The organism is Kitasatospora sp. NPDC023385 (genome assembly GCF_055664045.1).
Map to the genome: position 1 here is coordinate 232,821 of NZ_JBVOOL010000010.1, position 14,136 is coordinate 246,956.

The 14,136-nt window shown below is 72.4% G+C and carries 15 protein-coding genes; 4 read left to right on the plus strand and 11 right to left on the minus strand.

Features of this window, described 5'->3' with window-relative positions; translation table 11 throughout:
* Positions 1 to 15: 15 nt before the first annotated feature.
* The 4 genes from AC0B61_RS18415 to map all read right to left on the minus strand — a co-directional run bounded on the left by AC0B61_RS18415 (position 16) and on the right by map (position 4,658).
* Positions 16 to 2,343 (minus strand): transglycosylase domain-containing protein, encoded by a 2,328-nt coding sequence (locus tag AC0B61_RS18415; RefSeq protein WP_471741718.1) that lies wholly within the window; start codon positions 2,341 to 2,343, stop codon positions 16 to 18.
* Positions 2,344 to 2,636: 293 nt separating this feature from the next.
* On the minus strand, positions 2,637 to 3,062 hold the full coding sequence (locus AC0B61_RS18420; RefSeq protein WP_471741720.1) for an acyl-CoA thioesterase: 426 nt from the start codon (positions 3,060 to 3,062) through the stop codon (positions 2,637 to 2,639).
* Between the two features lie 46 nt (positions 3,063 to 3,108).
* On the minus strand, positions 3,109 to 3,807 hold the full coding sequence (locus tag AC0B61_RS18425) for an HAD-IA family hydrolase (protein WP_471741721.1): 699 nt from the start codon (positions 3,805 to 3,807) through the stop codon (positions 3,109 to 3,111).
* 83 nt (positions 3,808 to 3,890) lie between these two features.
* Positions 3,891 to 4,658: a type I methionyl aminopeptidase gene (gene map, locus AC0B61_RS18430; protein ID WP_471741722.1), complete on the minus strand. Its 768-nt coding sequence runs from the start codon at positions 4,656 to 4,658 to the stop codon at positions 3,891 to 3,893.
* Positions 4,659 to 4,894: 236 nt separating this feature from the next.
* Between map and AC0B61_RS18435 the strand changes: the two genes are divergently transcribed.
* Positions 4,895 to 5,377 (plus strand): LppU/SCO3897 family protein, encoded by a 483-nt coding sequence (locus AC0B61_RS18435; protein ID WP_471741723.1) that lies wholly within the window; start codon positions 4,895 to 4,897, stop codon positions 5,375 to 5,377.
* A 51-nt stretch (positions 5,378 to 5,428) separates the two neighbouring features.
* Positions 5,429 to 5,707: a helix-turn-helix domain-containing protein gene (locus AC0B61_RS18440; RefSeq protein WP_471741724.1), complete on the plus strand. Its 279-nt coding sequence runs from the start codon at positions 5,429 to 5,431 to the stop codon at positions 5,705 to 5,707.
* A gap of 110 nt (positions 5,708 to 5,817) precedes the next feature.
* Here the strand turns inward: AC0B61_RS18440 and AC0B61_RS18445 are convergent, their stop codons facing one another.
* The 3 genes from AC0B61_RS18445 to AC0B61_RS18455 all read right to left on the minus strand — a co-directional run bounded on the left by AC0B61_RS18445 (position 5,818) and on the right by AC0B61_RS18455 (position 9,086).
* On the minus strand, positions 5,818 to 7,215 hold the full coding sequence (locus AC0B61_RS18445) for an ABC transporter substrate-binding protein (RefSeq protein WP_471741725.1): 1,398 nt from the start codon (positions 7,213 to 7,215) through the stop codon (positions 5,818 to 5,820).
* Positions 7,216 to 7,284: 69 nt separating this feature from the next.
* Complete coding sequence (locus tag AC0B61_RS18450) at positions 7,285 to 8,169, minus strand: carbohydrate ABC transporter permease (RefSeq protein ID WP_471741726.1); 885 nt, start codon at positions 8,167 to 8,169, stop codon at positions 7,285 to 7,287.
* Entirely contained in the window at positions 8,166 to 9,086 is a 921-nt protein-coding gene (locus tag AC0B61_RS18455) for a carbohydrate ABC transporter permease (RefSeq protein ID WP_471741727.1), read from the minus strand. Before AC0B61_RS18455 ends, AC0B61_RS18450 begins: the two co-directional genes overlap by 4 nt.
* A 318-nt stretch (positions 9,087 to 9,404) precedes the next feature.
* Between AC0B61_RS18455 and AC0B61_RS18460 the strand changes: the two genes are divergently transcribed.
* Positions 9,405 to 10,127: an SMI1/KNR4 family protein gene (locus AC0B61_RS18460; protein ID WP_471741728.1), complete on the plus strand. Its 723-nt coding sequence runs from the start codon at positions 9,405 to 9,407 to the stop codon at positions 10,125 to 10,127.
* A 16-nt stretch (positions 10,128 to 10,143) separates the two neighbouring features.
* On the opposite strand, the gene AC0B61_RS18465 is transcribed toward AC0B61_RS18460, so the two are convergent.
* The 3 genes from AC0B61_RS18465 to AC0B61_RS18475 all read right to left on the minus strand — a co-directional run bounded on the left by AC0B61_RS18465 (position 10,144) and on the right by AC0B61_RS18475 (position 13,071).
* Complete coding sequence (locus tag AC0B61_RS18465) at positions 10,144 to 10,905, minus strand: SDR family NAD(P)-dependent oxidoreductase (protein WP_471741729.1); 762 nt, start codon at positions 10,903 to 10,905, stop codon at positions 10,144 to 10,146.
* Positions 10,902 to 12,404: an MFS transporter gene (locus AC0B61_RS18470; protein WP_471741731.1), complete on the minus strand. Its 1,503-nt coding sequence runs from the start codon at positions 12,402 to 12,404 to the stop codon at positions 10,902 to 10,904. Before AC0B61_RS18470 ends, AC0B61_RS18465 begins: the two co-directional genes overlap by 4 nt.
* 79 nt (positions 12,405 to 12,483) lie before the next feature.
* Positions 12,484 to 13,071 carry a TetR/AcrR family transcriptional regulator gene (locus tag AC0B61_RS18475; protein ID WP_471741732.1) on the minus strand — a complete coding sequence of 196 codons (588 nt, stop codon included), beginning with the start codon at positions 13,069 to 13,071 and terminating at the stop codon, positions 12,484 to 12,486.
* A 147-nt stretch (positions 13,072 to 13,218) separates the two neighbouring features.
* On the opposite strand from AC0B61_RS18475, the gene AC0B61_RS18480 reads away from it, so the two are divergent.
* Positions 13,219 to 13,755 carry a DoxX family protein gene (locus AC0B61_RS18480; RefSeq protein WP_471741733.1) on the plus strand — a complete coding sequence of 179 codons (537 nt, stop codon included), beginning with the start codon at positions 13,219 to 13,221 and terminating at the stop codon, positions 13,753 to 13,755.
* Positions 13,756 to 13,773: 18 nt separating this feature from the next.
* On the opposite strand, the gene AC0B61_RS18485 is transcribed toward AC0B61_RS18480, so the two are convergent.
* The gene (locus AC0B61_RS18485) at positions 13,774 to 14,070 is read right to left on the minus strand and encodes an MTH1187 family thiamine-binding protein (RefSeq protein ID WP_471741734.1); all 297 of its coding nucleotides are present in this window, start codon (positions 14,068 to 14,070) and stop codon (positions 13,774 to 13,776) included.
* Between the last annotated feature and the right edge of the window lie 66 nt (positions 14,071 to 14,136).

The window sequence follows — 14,136 nt, forward strand, 5'->3', positions numbered from 1 at the left end:
GGCGGGCGGCCCGGCTCACTGGCCCTGCTGGTCCGCCGGGTCGGCGGGGGTGGCGGGAGCGGAGCGGCCGGTCGGACCGGCGCCGCGCGGCTTGCCGGTGTTGCCACCGTACCCGGGGGTGCCGGTGGCGGGGGCGCCCGTGGCGGGCGCGCCGGTGCAGGTGGCCGGGCTCGGCGAGCCGCTGGAGGTGCCACAGTTCGGGTCGCGCCTGGGCGGGTCCGGGATGTAGACGGTGGTGAAGTCCTGCTCCGGCAGGCTGCGGACGGCGTCGCTCATCGCCCGCTGCCAGATCGGCCCCGGGCCCGTCGCGCCGAACACCTCGGCCTGGTACTTGCCGCCGATCCGGATGTTGCGCATCGGCACCTTGGTGCCCGGGCTGCCGAGCCAGACCGAGCCGGCCAGGTTGCTCGTGTAGCCGGTGAACCAGGCCGACTTCTTCTCGTCCGTGGTGCCGGTCTTGCCCGCGATCTGACGGTCGTCGTCCAGGCGGAGGTCCCGCGCGGTGCCGCCCTTCTCGGTCGCCCCGAGCAGCACGGTGTTGATCACGTCGGCGGTGTCCTCCGACATCACCTGGCTGCACCGGGCCGGCGGCACCGGCACGTCCTTGCCGTCCACCGTGCTGATCCGGCTGATCGCCACCGGCGCGCAGTAGGTGCCGCGGGCGGCGAAGGTCGCGTACACGTTGGCCATGGTCAGCGGGCTGACTTCCTGGGTGCCGAGGCCCAGCGCGGGCACCTCCTGCAGCGGCGAGCCGTCCGCCTTTCCGGCCACGCCCAGCTTGTTGGCCATCTGCTTGACCGCGCAGAGGCCGATCTCCTGCTCCATCTGCACGAAGTAGGTGTTCACGGAGAGCGCCATGGCCTGCTTGAGCTCGTACGGGCCGACCTCGGTGGTGCTCTCGTTGGGGATGCTCCCCTCCTTCTTGCCCTTGCCGAGGTTCTTCCAGGTGCCGTCGCAGGTCTTCATCGTCGGCCAGTCCATCCGGTTCGGTGAGTCGTACCGCTGGGTGGGCGACAGGCCGGCCTCCAGGGCGGCGGCGGCCACGATCGGCTTGAAGTTGGAGCCGGGCTGGAAGCCGATGCCGCCGCCCATCGCCGCGTCCACGTTGTAGTTGACGACGGTCTCGTTCTTCTCCTTGGCCAGGCCGTACGGGCGGGTCTGCGCCATCGCCACGATGTTGCCGCTGCCGGGCGCGACCATCGTCATCGCGGCGGAGACCGGGTCGGTGACGTACACCTGGGTGGAGACGGCGTTCTGGGCGGCGGCCTGCTTGTCCGGGTCCAGGGTGGTGTAGATGTTCAGGCCGCCGGTGTTCCACAGCTTCGTGCGCTCGGCCGCGCTCTTGCCGAACGCCGGGTCCTGCTTGACGACGTGGCGCACGTAGTCGCAGAAGAAGCCGGTGCCGGCCCGGGCGGTGATGCAGCCGTTCTGCGGGTCCTTGTAGGCGAGGCCGAGCGGGGCGGCCTTGGCCTCCTTGGCCTGCTCCGCGGTGATGTGCTTGTTCTCCACCATCTTGTCGATGACGGTGTCGCGGCGCTTCTGCGCGGCCACCGGGTGCAGCTTCGGGTCGTACTGGGACGGGTTCTGCACCAGTCCGGCGAGCATGGCCGCCTCGGGGAGGGTGAGGTCCTTGGCGTCCTTGCTGAAGTAGCGCTGCGCGGCGGCCTGGATGCCGTACGCCTGGTGGCCGTAGAAGGTGATGTTGAGGTAGTTGGTGAGGATCTGCTCCTTGGTCAGGTCCTCCTCCAGCTTGATGGCGTACCGGAGTTCCTGGATCTTGCGGCCGAGCGTCTTGCGCTGCGCCTCGCGCACCGCCTCCGGGTCGTCGCCGGCCTTCTCCACGTTGACGTTCTTGACGTACTGCTGGGTCAGGGTGGAGGCGCCCTGGACGGTGGCGCCGCTCTCGGCGTTCTTGGTGATGGCCCGCAGGACGCCCTTGAGGTCCACCGCGCCGTGTTCGTAGAAGCGGGCGTCCTCGATGTCGACCTGGGCGTGCCGCATGAACGGCGACATCTGGTCGGCGGTGAGGACGGTGCGGTCGCGCTCGTAGACCTTGGCGATCAGCCCGCCCTTGGCGTCGAAGATCTGGGTGGCCTGGGTCAGCGGCGGGGCCCTGAAGTCGTCCGGTATGTTCTCGAAGCCCTCGGCGCCGCTCTTCGCCCCGAGCCCGACCGCGCCGGCCGCCGGAAGGACCAGCCCTGCCAGCAGGACCCCGCCGAGCACGCTGGCGCCGAGGAACTTGGCCGCGTGGCCGAGGATTCCGAGCGGGGTCTCGCGGCGCCTCGGGCGCGGTACCCAGGTGTCGCCCGGGTCCGGGGCAGGTATGCGGCTCTTCGGTGACATAGATCGAACACTACGGCCGTGCACACCCTGTGCGGGGCCGGTGTTGGCGAAGGATTGTCACAAAATCGTGACGGATTCGACTCATTCGCGAGGGCCGAACGGACGTGCACGCAGGAGCAAAGGCCGTTCGTTCACGGCCAGTTGCGTTGGTGGGCCGCCCGGCCGGCTCGACGGACGCCGGCTCGCATCGACGGACGCCGGCTCGCACTCGCGTCGCCGGGTGGAGGCCGCGGGTCGTTGCGGCCTCTGGCGATGGCGGAACGGCGGGGGCGGGCCGAGTACATGATCGGCCGTCAGAGTCCGAGCAGCGCCGGGTCGGTGGCGAGGGCGCGCAGCGGCTCGCGCGGGTCGGCGACCAGCTTGCGCTCGGCCAGGTCGAGGATGCCGCCGACGCCGGTGATCTCCGCGGCCGTCACTCCGTCCTCACGGGTCAGCCGCTGCACCACCTGGAAGGTCTTGCCCTCGCGCCAGGTGAACGAACAGCTGACGTCCACCGAGTCGCCCGCGCGCAGCTCCCGCAGGTACTTGACCGTGGTCTCCAGCACGACCGGTCCCACACCCCCGGCCACCAGGTCGGCCTGGCGGATGCCGGCTGCCCGCAGGTACTCCCAGCGGGCATGCTCGGCGTACTGGAGGTACACCGCCTGGTTGAGGTGGCCCTGGGTGTCCGTCTCGTACCCACGGACGGTGACGTGCGTGGTGAAGTCCTGATCGGTCATGCCCGCACGCTACTCCGGGCGGCCGGGCCCCACCTCGTGTCCTCCGTCACCCCTCGTCGAGTGTCGCCAGCAGCGGCGACAGGGCGTCCGGGCGCCGGTCGACGGGCAGGTGCTCGACGGCGTGGAAGCCGCAGCCGAGCGCGGTCGCCCCGCCGTCGCAGGTCCGGTCGTCGCCGACCATCAGCACGTCGGCCGGGGCCAGACCGAGCCGGGTGCAGGCGGCTTCGAAGATCACCGGGTCGGGCTTCTGGGCGCCGACCTCGTAGGACAGGACGTAGGTGTCGACCAGTTCGTCCAGGCCGTGGGCCCGGAAGACCGGGCGCAGGTCCCAGGCGATGTTGCTCACCACGGCGACCGGCACGCCCCGGCGGCGCAGTTCGCGCAGCACGGCGGCGGCGTCCGGGTAGGGGCGCCAACTCGTGGGCCCCATATGGGTTTCGTAGAGGGCGTCCACGTCGAGGGCGGCGGGGGGCTCGGCGGCCCGGGTCAGCGCGGTGTAGGCGGCGCGGTGCACCTCGGGGGACAAGTCCCGCGCGTCCCAGGTTTCCTGGACGTCGGACGGGATCCGGCGTGGCGGGACGCCGCCCGGCAGCGCGCCGAACTCTTCCAGCCGGAGCGCCAGTTCGGCCTGCTCGGCGGCGGACGGGGCGAGGCCGGTGGTGGCGGTGAACGCCGCCAGCCACTCGGCGGTCGGGACGACGCGGAAGAGGGTGCCTGAGAAGTCGAACATCACGCCTTTGGTCATGGCGCCGAGCCTAGCGGGGTGTTCGAAACCGGCAGCGGCGACGGCGGCCGCCGCAGGGGTGGCCGCGGCGTCGGGCCCGGGGCTCAGCGGAGGGTCAGGACGCGCGGGCCGTCCTCGGTGATGGCGACGGTGTGCTCGACGTGGGCGGCGCGGCTGCCGTCGTTGGTGCGCAGGGTCCAGCCGTCCGGGTCGGTACTGTAGTCGTCCCGGCCGCCGGCGATGAGCATCGGCTCGATGGCCAGCACCAGACCCGCGCGCAGCGGGTAACCCCGGCCCGGACGGCCCTCGTTGGGCAGGTGCGGGTCCTCGTGCATGCTACGGCCGATGCCGTGGCCGCCGAAGCCCTCCAGCAGCCCGTACCGCCGGGCGCGGGCGACGGTGCCGATGGCGTGGGCGATGTCGCCGATCCGGTTGCCGACCACGGCGGCGGCGATGCCGGCCTCCAGGGCGCGCCGGGTGTGGTCGATCAGGGCGGTGTCCTCCGGGCGGGCGGTGCCGACGGTGAAGCTGACGGCGGAGTCCCCGGCCCAACCGTCCAGGAGGGCACCGCAATCGATGCTCACCAGGTCGCCGTCGCGCAGCCGGTAGCCGTCCGGGATGCCGTGCACCACGGCGTCGTTGACGGAGGCGCAGATGACGGCCGGGAAGGCGACCGGAGCGAAGGACGGGCGGTAGCCCAGGAACGGCGAGGTCGCTCCGGCCGCCTTCAGTACGCCCCGCGCCACTTCGTCCAGCTCGGTCAGGCTGACCCCGACCGCCGCCGCCTCCTGCACGGCGGCGAGCGCGTTCGCCACCACCCGTCCGGCTTCGCGCATCGCGTCGAGGGCGGCGGGCGACTTGAGTTCGACCATGGTGAATCACTCCCCTGAATCCAATTCTTATACCGGTATTTGTATCACGGTCGATGGTGGGCGAGCGAAACCAGGCAGCACCGCGAGGCAGCCGACAGCGGGGAGGGCCCGGCGCCCGCAGGCGTCCTCCCGGGGCAGCCGCAGGCGCCCTACCAGGGAATACGTGGCGCGCGGGCGGCCCGTGATCCGCTAGTGTTCGGCGGCGCAATCCGATGATCCGACCCCGAGGACCACACGTGACGACCCCGCCGGCCGCCCCCGTCGACGAGACCCGGCACCCTGCTCAGCCGCTCGCCCGAGAGCCCTGGGGTGCCGGACACCCCGTTCCGGCCGGGCCCTCGCGGCTCCGGCGGATCGGCCGTCGCGTGGGCGGACCGATCCTCCTCGTCGCGCTGATCACCGGCGGCCTGCTCGTCGCCGGCCAGGCCGGCAAATCCGAGCCGGAGGCCGCGAAGGCCGGTGACTGCGTACACGACCTCGGCGGCGGCAGGTCCAAGCCGAAGATGGAGATCGTGGGCTGCACCAAGCCCAACGCCGACTTCAAGGTCACCAAGGTCGTCCACGACGGTGACGCCAAGCACGCGTGCGACACGGAGCCGGAGGAGGTCTTCGGCTCCTACAGCGAGGAGCGCAGGAGCAGCCTGGTCGTCCTCTGCCTGTCCCTGAACGCCGACCGACCGGGAGGCCCGGCCGAGCTCCCCACGTGGCCCGAGCAGTAGAGCGAGCCGACTCCGCGCCGCGGCGTGCAGGACACGGCCTAGACTGACGCCATGGTGAGGACTCCGTTGACCCCGTGGGAACGCGAGCGCGGCGAGCGCTTCGGGGCGCTGCTGCGCGACGCGCGTGGTGAACGCAGCATGGTCGAGGTGGCGGCAGTGGCCGGTCTCTCGGCGGAGACGCTGCGCAAGATCGAGACCGGCCGGGCGCCGACACCGGCCTTCTTCACCATCGTGGCGCTGGCCTTCGCGCTGGACCTGTCGTTGGACGAGCTCGCCGCCGCCTGCGTGCTGCCGGAAGACGGCGAGCACGGCGAGGCGCTCTCCGCGTGACGCGCGACAGCCGACGTATGAACGCGTGACGGGCGGTGCGTGATGGCCGACGCGCGGCGGCCCGCCCGGTGCGTGGTGCGCCGGGCGGGCCGTGACGGGGGCGGGTCGGTTCAGCCGACCGAGCTGTTGTAGCTCTCGATCGCCGGCTTCAGCTCCTTGGCCGCGTCGGCCAGCGCCTGCTGGGCCGACTTGCTGCCCGAGACGGTCTGCTCGATCGCGGTCTCCACGCCCTTGCGGGCCTGCGGCATCACGCCGAGCAGGCAGCCGGCGGTGGCCTGGGTCGGCTTGGTGGCCTTCAACTGGTCGATCGCGGTCTGGAACTGCGGGTACTTGGCCACCCACTCCTTGTCCTTGGGATCGTCCAGGGACTTGGTGTTGACCGGGAAGTAGCCGGTGCCGGTGTGCCAGACGGCCTGCTGCTCGGGGGCCGTCACGAACTTCTCGAACTCCCAGGCGGCGCGCTTCTCCGCGTCGGAGTGGCCGGGGCCGCTGATCCACAGCGAGGCGCCGCCGATCGCCGGGCCGCCCTGGTCGGCGGCGGTGACCTTCGGGAAGGCGGCGGTGCCGACGGAGAACTTGGCGGCCTCGGTGTAGCCGCGCAGCACGCCGGTGGACTCCAGGTGCATCGCGACCGTGCCCGCCTTGAAGGCGGCCTGGGCGTCGTCGGTGGTGCGGCCGGTGTTGGCCGCGTAGCCGCCCTTGACCAGGTCGGCCCACCACTGGACGATCCGCGCGCCCTGGGCGGAGTCGAACACGACCTTGCTCGCCTTGCTGCTGCGGCCGTTGTCGTTGTCGCAGTACATGGTCCCGGACTCGGCCAGCAGCTCCTCGACGAACCAGCCGTAGATGGCCGCGCCGAAGCCGTACCGGACGGTCTTGCCGTCGGCGTCCTTCCTGGTCAGCTTCTTCGCCAGCTCGCCCAGCTCGTCGAGGTCCCTGGGCGGCTGGGCCGGGTCGACGCCGGCCTCCTTGAAGGCGTCGGTGTTCAGGTACAGCAGCGGCATCGAGGAGTTGAACGGCATCGACTGGAGCTTGCCGCCGACCGAGTAGTAGTTGCGGATGTTGGCGTCCAGGTCGTCCAGCGGGTAGCCGTCCTTGTCGGCGAAGGCCTGGGCGGGGACGGTCTGCCTGGAGTCGATCATGAACCGGGTGCCGATGTCGTAGACCTGCACCAGGGCGGGGGTGCCCTTCTGCTGCACCGCGGCCTTGTACTTGGTGACCAGCTCGTCGTACTTGCCCTGGAACTGCGCCTTGATCTCGATCTTGCCCTGGTGCGCAGCGTTGAACTGGTTGACCAGCCCGGTGAGCACCTCGGCGTTCTTGCCGGTCATCGAGTGCCAGAACTCGACGCCGGTGACGCCGGAGGCCTGGTCAAGCGCCTGGGCGCCGGGCGCGGCGGCGGAGTCGGAGCCACCGGATCCGGAGCCCGAGCCACCGGAGGAGCTGCAGGCGGTCAGGGACAGGCCGGCCACCAGCAGGGCCGCGAGCGCGCGTGCACTCTTCTTCACGGGGGTTCTCTCTCTGATCGGACGGGACGGGCAGGGATATGACTGGACGGACGGTCAGCGGACGGACGGTCAGCGCACCGCACCCGCGGTGAGCCCGCGGACGATGAAGCGCTGCCCGAACACCACCAGGGCGAGCGTGGGCAGCAGGGAGAGCACGACGCCGGCCAGGATCAGCCCGGGGTCGGCCATCTCGGAGTCGCGCAGCGAGGTGAGGCCGATCTGCAGGGTCTGCATGTTCGCCGTGCGGGTGATGATCAGCGGCCAGAAGTACTGGTTCCAGGCGGACAGGAAGACGTAGATCGACAGGGCCGCGAGCGCCGGCTTGTTGAGCGGGACGACGATCCGCCACAGGAAGCGCCAGTGGCCGGCGCCGTCGATCCGGGCGGCGTCGCGCAGTTCGCCGGGCAGCTGGCGGAAGGCCTGGCGCAGCATGAAGGTGCCGAAGCCGGAGGCCAGGAAGGGCAGCACCAGGCCGAAGTAGGTGTTGCCGAGCCCCCAGCCGGACAGCGTCAGGTAGTTGGGGATGATGATGGCCTCCCACGGGACCATCAGCGTCGCCAGGAACACCCCGAACACCACCGCCCGCGCCTTCAGCGGCAGGAAGACGAAGGCGTACGCGGCCAGGATCGAGGTGAACAGCTGGGCGAGGGTGATGACGGTGGCCACGATCGCCGAGTTGGCGTACTGGCGGGCCAGCGGGATCGCCTCCACGGCGCCGGAGAAGTTCCGCCCGGTGACCGAGTGCGGCACCAACGCGGGCGGGTACGAGGAGAGTTCGGACGGGCCCATGAAGGCGCCGGCGACCGCGTAGTACACCGGGAAGGCCACGGTGACGACGGCGACGGCGAGCAGCAGGTAGACGGCGGCGCGGCCGAGCAGGTCGCGCGGGGAGCGTCCGGCGAGCAGCCGGGCGCGCGGGCGGGGCGCCTCGACCTCGGTGGCGATCGAACTCATGCGTAGTGCACCTTCCGCTCCAGGACGCCGAACTGGACGGCCGTGCAGGCGAGGACGACCACGAGCAGCACCACGGCCTGGGCGCTCGCGGTGCCGAAGTCGCTGGAGCCGTAGGCGAACGCCTTCTCGTAGACGGAGTAGACGAGCGTCCGGGTGGAGCCGTCCGGCCCGCCCTTGGTGAGGATGTGGATCTGGCCGAAGCTCTGCAGCGCGTGGACGGTGGAGATCACCGTCAGGAAGAACAGGTTCGGGCCGAGCATCGGGACGGTGATCGAACGGGCCAGCCGCAGGCCCGAGGCGCCGTCGATCCGGGCCGCTTCCACCACCTCCCCCGGGATCGAGCCGATGCCCGCGGAGAGCACCAGCACGTTGTAGCCGAGGTTCATCCAGACCGTGGTGACGGCCACCGACACCAGGGCGTAGCGGGAGTCGGTCAGCCAGCCGATCGGGCCCAGGCCGACGTGCGAGAGCAGCCCGTTGAGCACCCCGCTGGCGGGGTTGAAGAACACCGCGAAGACCACCGACGCACTGGCCACCGAGAAGGCGAAGGGCAGCGCGAAGGCGGAGCGCAGCAGCCGCACGCCCCGGATCCGGTTCTCCAGGAGCAGCACCAGCACCAGTGCGCCGAGCACCCCGGGCACCACGGTGAGCACCGTGAACAGTGCCGTGGTGACGAGGGTCCGGCGGAAGTCCGCCGAGGTCAGCAGGTCGGCGTAGTGCTTCGCCCCGACGTAGCGCGAGGGCGCGCCGAAGAGGTCGTTGGCGTGCCCGCTCAGGTAGATCGTCCGGCCCAGCGGGTAGCCGATGAAGAGGACGAAGACCACCAGGGAGGGCAGCAGGAAGGCCCAGGCGAGCCCGTGTTCACCCCAGCGGCTTCGACGGCCCGGCAGGGGCGCGGTGTGCGGTGCGGTCGGCATGTGGTGCGCGTCCGCCTTTCGTGATGTCGGTTCCGGCCGAAACCGTGTCCTGCCCACACGACGCCGCGGGAACCTCGTGGTGATCAACGAGTGTCACCGGGATTACGCGTTCGCGTCAGATTCAGCCGATCGTGCCCGGACGGACCGCCGATCGTGTCAGGACGGGCGCCGCAACGGGCTGCCGATCGTGCCCGGAGAGGCTGCCGGAAGGGCTCTCGCAAGGGCTCCCGGACGGCCTGCGGCGAGGCCGGCCGTCCTGTCGGAGGGGTGCCGTACGGTGCGCGGGTGGACGAAACGGAATTCGACATACGGGCCGCAATGGCCGAAACCTTGCGCAGCCGCGCGGGCGCCTGGGCACTCGTCCAGGGCTTCGCCGCGTACTGGGGCGAGCCGCTGGCGCCGGCGGACGGCTTCCCCGACGCCGACCTCGACGCGGCCGAGCAGCGGCTCGGGCTGCGGCTGCCGGCGGCGCTGCGCGAGGCGTACCGGCTGTTCGGCCGGCGGGCGGACCCGACCAGCAACCACGACGTGCTGCTGACGCCCGACGAGCTGTTCGTGATGGACGGCGCGCTGGTCTACCGGGCGGAGAACCAGGGCTGCGCGCACTGGGGCGTGCTGCTGGCCGACCTCGACCGCGAGGACGGCCGGCGGGGGGACGGCGCGCGGGGCGACGGCGCGCGGATCGGGCTCGACCTGGAGGATCCGCCGACGGTGGTGCGGCTGGACCTCGCGGACAAGTCTCAGGAGCGGTGGGCGCCTTGGGAGGAGCGCTTCTCGGTGGCGGCCGCCGCGATGGCGATGACGGAGAAGCTGCTGGAGGACCACGAGCTGACCGACGTCGTCACGGTCGTCACGTCCGAGGACGGACTTCCGGACGGTTTCCGCGCCTTGCCGGCGCTCGGCCGGGGCTGCCGCTGGTACCAGGCGCCGGACGTGCTGGTCCAGGTGGTCGAGGAGGCCTGGACGGCGGCCCGGGCACGCACCCCGCAGGCGCTGGAGGCGCTGTACGAGGCGGTGCCCGGGGACTGGCTGGGCGAGTGAGCCCCGCCCGGCCCGGTCAGGCGGTGGAGCCGCCGTCCAGCACGAGGTCGGAGCCGACGGTGTAGCCCGCCTCCGCCGAGGCGAGGTACAGCACCGCGGCGGCCACCTCCTCCACGGCACCCGCCCGGCCGACCGGGATCTCGGCTCCCATCCGCTCGGCCTTCGCCGCCGCGCTCTCCCCGGGCCGGCCCGACATGGGGGTGTCCACCGCGCCGGGGCTCACCGCGTTGATCCGCACGCCGTCGGCGATGTGGTCACGGGCGGCAGCGCGGGTGAGCGCGGTGACCGCGGCCTTGCTGACGGCGTAGGCGCCGACGCCTGCGATCCGCCGGTGGGCACCCAGGTTGGAGGAGACGTTGACGATCGCGCCGCCGCCGTGCGCCCGCATGTGGCCGATCTGGTGCTTCATCGCGAGCAGCGTGCCGGTGACGTTGATGTCGATCAGCCGCTGCCAGTCGGCCTCGTCGATGTCGGCGACGGGCCCGAGGGCACCGATCACCCCGGCGTTGTTGACGGCGACGTCCAGGCCGCCGAACCGCTCGACGGCCTCGCGGACCAGCCGGGCGGCGTCCTCGCCGTTCGTCACGTCGCCGGTCAGTGCGACCGCCTTGCCGCCGGCCTGCTCGATCAGCTCGACGGTCTCGGCGAGCGGGGCGGCGGTCCGGCCGGCGACCGCGACGCGGGCGCCCTCCCGGGCGAAGGCGAGCGCGATGGCCCGTCCGATGCCGCTGCCGCCACCGGTGACGAGGACGGACTGGTCGGCGAAACGCGTGGTCATGGTGTGAACTCCTTGGTCCGAGTGGTGTGTTCAGGTGCGGTGGTGCGTTCAGGTGTAGTGGTGCGTTCTGGCGTGGCGGTGCGTTCGGGTGCCGGGGTGGTCCGGGTCAGGGCGGCGACCGCGACGGCGGTGATCACCAGCAGTGCCGCGGCCGCCGCGAAGGCCACGGCGTACCCGCCGACGACGGTCGGGCGGGTGGCGGCGAGCGCCATCAGGGCGGCCGGCCCGGCGGTGGGGCCGAGTTCCATGGCCGTGTTGAAGACGCCCGCAGCCAGGCCGGTCCGGTCGGGGGCCACCCCACCGGTGGCGAGGACGGCCGCTCCGGCGAAGGCCGCGGCGGCTCCGGCGGGCAGCAGGAGCAGTCCGGGCAACAGGCCGGGGGCGTACCCGCTGCCGGGGGCGAGCCCGGCCAGCAGGCCGAGTCCGGCAGCCGCCACGGCGAGCCCGACGGCGGTGACCGGCCCGGGCCCGTACCGGACGGTCAGCGGGCCGGCGAGCCGGCCGGTCAGCAGCAGGGCGGCCGCGTACGGCAGGAAGGCGGCGGAGGTGGCGGCGGTGCTCCAGCCGCGCTGCTGCTGGAGGTAGAGCGGGATCAGGACGAAGACCAGCGCGGTGCCGGCGGCGGTCACCATGACCGCGGCGAGCGCGGTGGCGCGGCGCCGGTCGGCGAGGAAGCCGGGCGGCAGCAGCGGGTCGGCGGTGCGGCGTTCGGCGGCGGCGAAGGCGAGCAGCAGGACGAGCCCGGCGAGCAGCGGCCCGTACACCCCGGGGTCGGTCCAGGGGCGCTCGGTGGCTGCCACCGGGGCGTAACTCGCCGCGCAGACACCGGCGGTGGCGAGGACGGCGCCGCGCAGGTCCAGAGCGGGGCGGCGCCCGGCGGGGTCGGCGGCGTTCGCACGGTCGGCAGGTTCGGCACGGTCGGCAGGTTCGGCAGGTTCGGCAGGGGGCAGTGTGCCGGAGCGGACGAGGCTGGCCAGGGCGACCAGGACGGGCACCGCGAACAGCCAGCGCCAGGAGACCGTGGCGGCGACCGCGCCCGACGCCACGCTGCCGAGGGTGGCGCCGAGCACCGACAGACCGCCCCAGGTGGCCATCGCCCGTCGGTAGGCGGCGGGTTCGGGGTGCAGGACCCGGACCACCGCGACCGCCGCCGGGGCGGTGAGGGCCGCGCCGACGCCTTGGACGAGGCGGCCTGCCAGCAGGAACGGGTAGTCGGGTGCGAGGGCGCAGGCGATCGAGGCGGCTCCGAGCAGCACGAGGCCGGTCCGGAGGACCCGGCGCCCGCCGTGACGGTCGGCCAGCCGGCCGCCGAGCAGCAGCAGGGAGCTGAAGGTGAGCCCGTAGGAGGCGCTCAGCAGCAGCAGTCCGGACGGGCCGAGCCCGAACTCCCGGGCCACCAGTGGCAGCGGCACCGTGAGGATCGTGATGGTGAAGATCAGCACCACCTGCACGAGGCCGAGCAGTGCGAAGCCGGGCCGGCTCGATGGTGCGGCACTCATGAGAAACCCCCCTTCTCAATAAACGATCGTTCGGTCCAGATTGCGGACCGCAAAGGACGTCGACCGGGCAGGCCGGACGTCAGCCCGCCTCCAGCAGCACCAGCGCCTGCTCGGCGGCGTCACGCACCCGGGCCGCGCCGTCGGCGGTCTTTCCCATCACCCTCAGGCCCTGCATCAGCACCATCAGCATCCGGGCGAGCGCCCGGGGTTCCCGCCCGGCCGGCAGTTCGCCCTGCGCCTCGGCGCGCACCAGGGCGGCCGTCAGCACCGTCTCCAGGTGGCTGAGGCTGGCGTCCACCCGGCGGGCCGCCGACGGGTCGTGCGGGGCGAGCTCGACGGCGGTGTTGGTGACGAAGCAGCCGCGCTCCCGCCCCGCCCCGGCCGACTCCGCCGCGTACCGGCGCACCATCGCCCGCACGGCCGGCAGCACCGGGCCGGGCTGGGAGAGTTCCGCCAGCAGCACCGGGTCGACCTGCTCGGCGTACCGCTCCAGCGCACGCAGGTAGAGCTCGCGCTTGCTGCCGAAGGTGGCGTAGATGCTGGCCCGGGCGATGCCGAGCCGCTCGACCAGGTCGGCCATCGAGGTGGCCTCGTAGCCGCGCTGCCAGAACAGCTCCAGGGCCGCCTGCAGCGCCGTATCCGGGTCGAATTCCTTCGTTCGCGCCATGTCGCACACGCTAGCGGTTTCCGGAACGATCAGTCAAGAAAGGCAATTCCCGGCGCAGGGCGGGCATCTGACGGAGCATTGCCAAGTGGACTAGACCAAGGCTAGCCTTACCGCCCCATCCCTCCTTCCCCACAGGAGGCGTTCCGCATGCCCGCACACCTTCCCCCCACTCCCCGCCAGGCCGCCGACGCCGCCAGACCCCTGATGCTGACGGCCTTTCGGGTCGTCGTCGGCCTGCTCTTCGCCTGCCACGGCGCCGCCTCGCTCTTCGGCGTCCTCGGCGGCGCCCAGGGCGGCGGCACCGTCCCCCTCGCCCAGTGGCCCGGCTGGTGGGCAGCCCTGATCCAGCTGGCCGGCGGCGTCCTGGTGCTGCTCGGCGCCGGCACCAGGACGGCCGCCCTGCTCTGCTCCGGCTCGATGGCCTACGCCTACTTCACCGTCCACCAGGGGCACGCGGTGCTCCCGCTGCAGAACGGAGGCGAGGCCTCGGTCATGTTCTGCTGGGCCTTCCTCGCCATCGCCACGCTCGGCTCCGGCCCGTACGCCCTGGACCGGCTGCTCACCCGCCGACCGGCGGACCCGGCGGATTCGGCAACCCCGGCGGCCGGACCGATCGAACCGGCCGGACCAGCCGAACCGGCCGTACCCGACGAAGCGACCGCGCAGCCGTCCTCGACGGCCTGAGCCCCGGGCAGCCCGAGCTCAGCCCTCGGCCAGGTGCCGCTCGACCGAGGCGACCTTGGCGGTGAGCCCGTCGGTGACCCCGGCCCGGTCGTCGATCTTGATGACCGTACTCACCCGGCAGCTGTGGGCCTTCACCGCCTCGATCGCCTCCCGGATCACCGGCATCACCTCGTCCCACTCCCCCTCGATGCTGGTGAACATGGCGTCCGTGCGGTTCGGCAGTCCGCTCGCGCGGACCACCCGGACGGCGGCGGCCACCGCCTCCCCCACGTCCTCGCCGATCCCCAGCGGGGTCACCGAAAATGCTGCGATCACGGCTCTGCGCTCCTTGTTCCGACGGCTCTGGTCGCTGGTTCGGACCGGTCCGAACCAGCGACCAGG

What these genes read in the sequence shown, in the direction of transcription:
- AC0B61_RS18415 (WP_471741718.1), bottom strand. Translation starts at nt 2,343, where the DNA reads ATGTCACCGAAGAGCCGCATACCTGCCCCGGACCCGGGCGACACCTGG.
- AC0B61_RS18420 (WP_471741720.1), bottom strand. Translation starts at nt 3,062, where the DNA reads ATGACCGATCAGGACTTCACCACGCACGTCACCGTCCGTGGGTACGAG.
- AC0B61_RS18425 (WP_471741721.1), bottom strand. Translation starts at nt 3,807, where the DNA reads ATGACCAAAGGCGTGATGTTCGACTTCTCAGGCACCCTCTTCCGCGTC.
- map (WP_471741722.1), bottom strand. Translation starts at nt 4,658, where the DNA reads ATGGTCGAACTCAAGTCGCCCGCCGCCCTCGACGCGATGCGCGAAGCC.
- AC0B61_RS18440 (WP_471741724.1), top strand. Translation starts at nt 5,429, where the DNA reads ATGGTGAGGACTCCGTTGACCCCGTGGGAACGCGAGCGCGGCGAGCGC.
- AC0B61_RS18450 (WP_471741726.1), bottom strand. Translation starts at nt 8,169, where the DNA reads ATGAGTTCGATCGCCACCGAGGTCGAGGCGCCCCGCCCGCGCGCCCGG.
- AC0B61_RS18455 (WP_471741727.1), bottom strand. Translation starts at nt 9,086, where the DNA reads ATGCCGACCGCACCGCACACCGCGCCCCTGCCGGGCCGTCGAAGCCGC.
- AC0B61_RS18460 (WP_471741728.1), top strand. Translation starts at nt 9,405, where the DNA reads ATGGCCGAAACCTTGCGCAGCCGCGCGGGCGCCTGGGCACTCGTCCAG.
- AC0B61_RS18465 (WP_471741729.1), bottom strand. Translation starts at nt 10,905, where the DNA reads ATGACCACGCGTTTCGCCGACCAGTCCGTCCTCGTCACCGGTGGCGGC.
- AC0B61_RS18470 (WP_471741731.1), bottom strand. Translation starts at nt 12,404, where the DNA reads ATGAGTGCCGCACCATCGAGCCGGCCCGGCTTCGCACTGCTCGGCCTC.
- AC0B61_RS18475 (WP_471741732.1), bottom strand. Translation starts at nt 13,071, where the DNA reads ATGGCGCGAACGAAGGAATTCGACCCGGATACGGCGCTGCAGGCGGCC.
- AC0B61_RS18480 (WP_471741733.1), top strand. Translation starts at nt 13,219, where the DNA reads ATGCCCGCACACCTTCCCCCCACTCCCCGCCAGGCCGCCGACGCCGCC.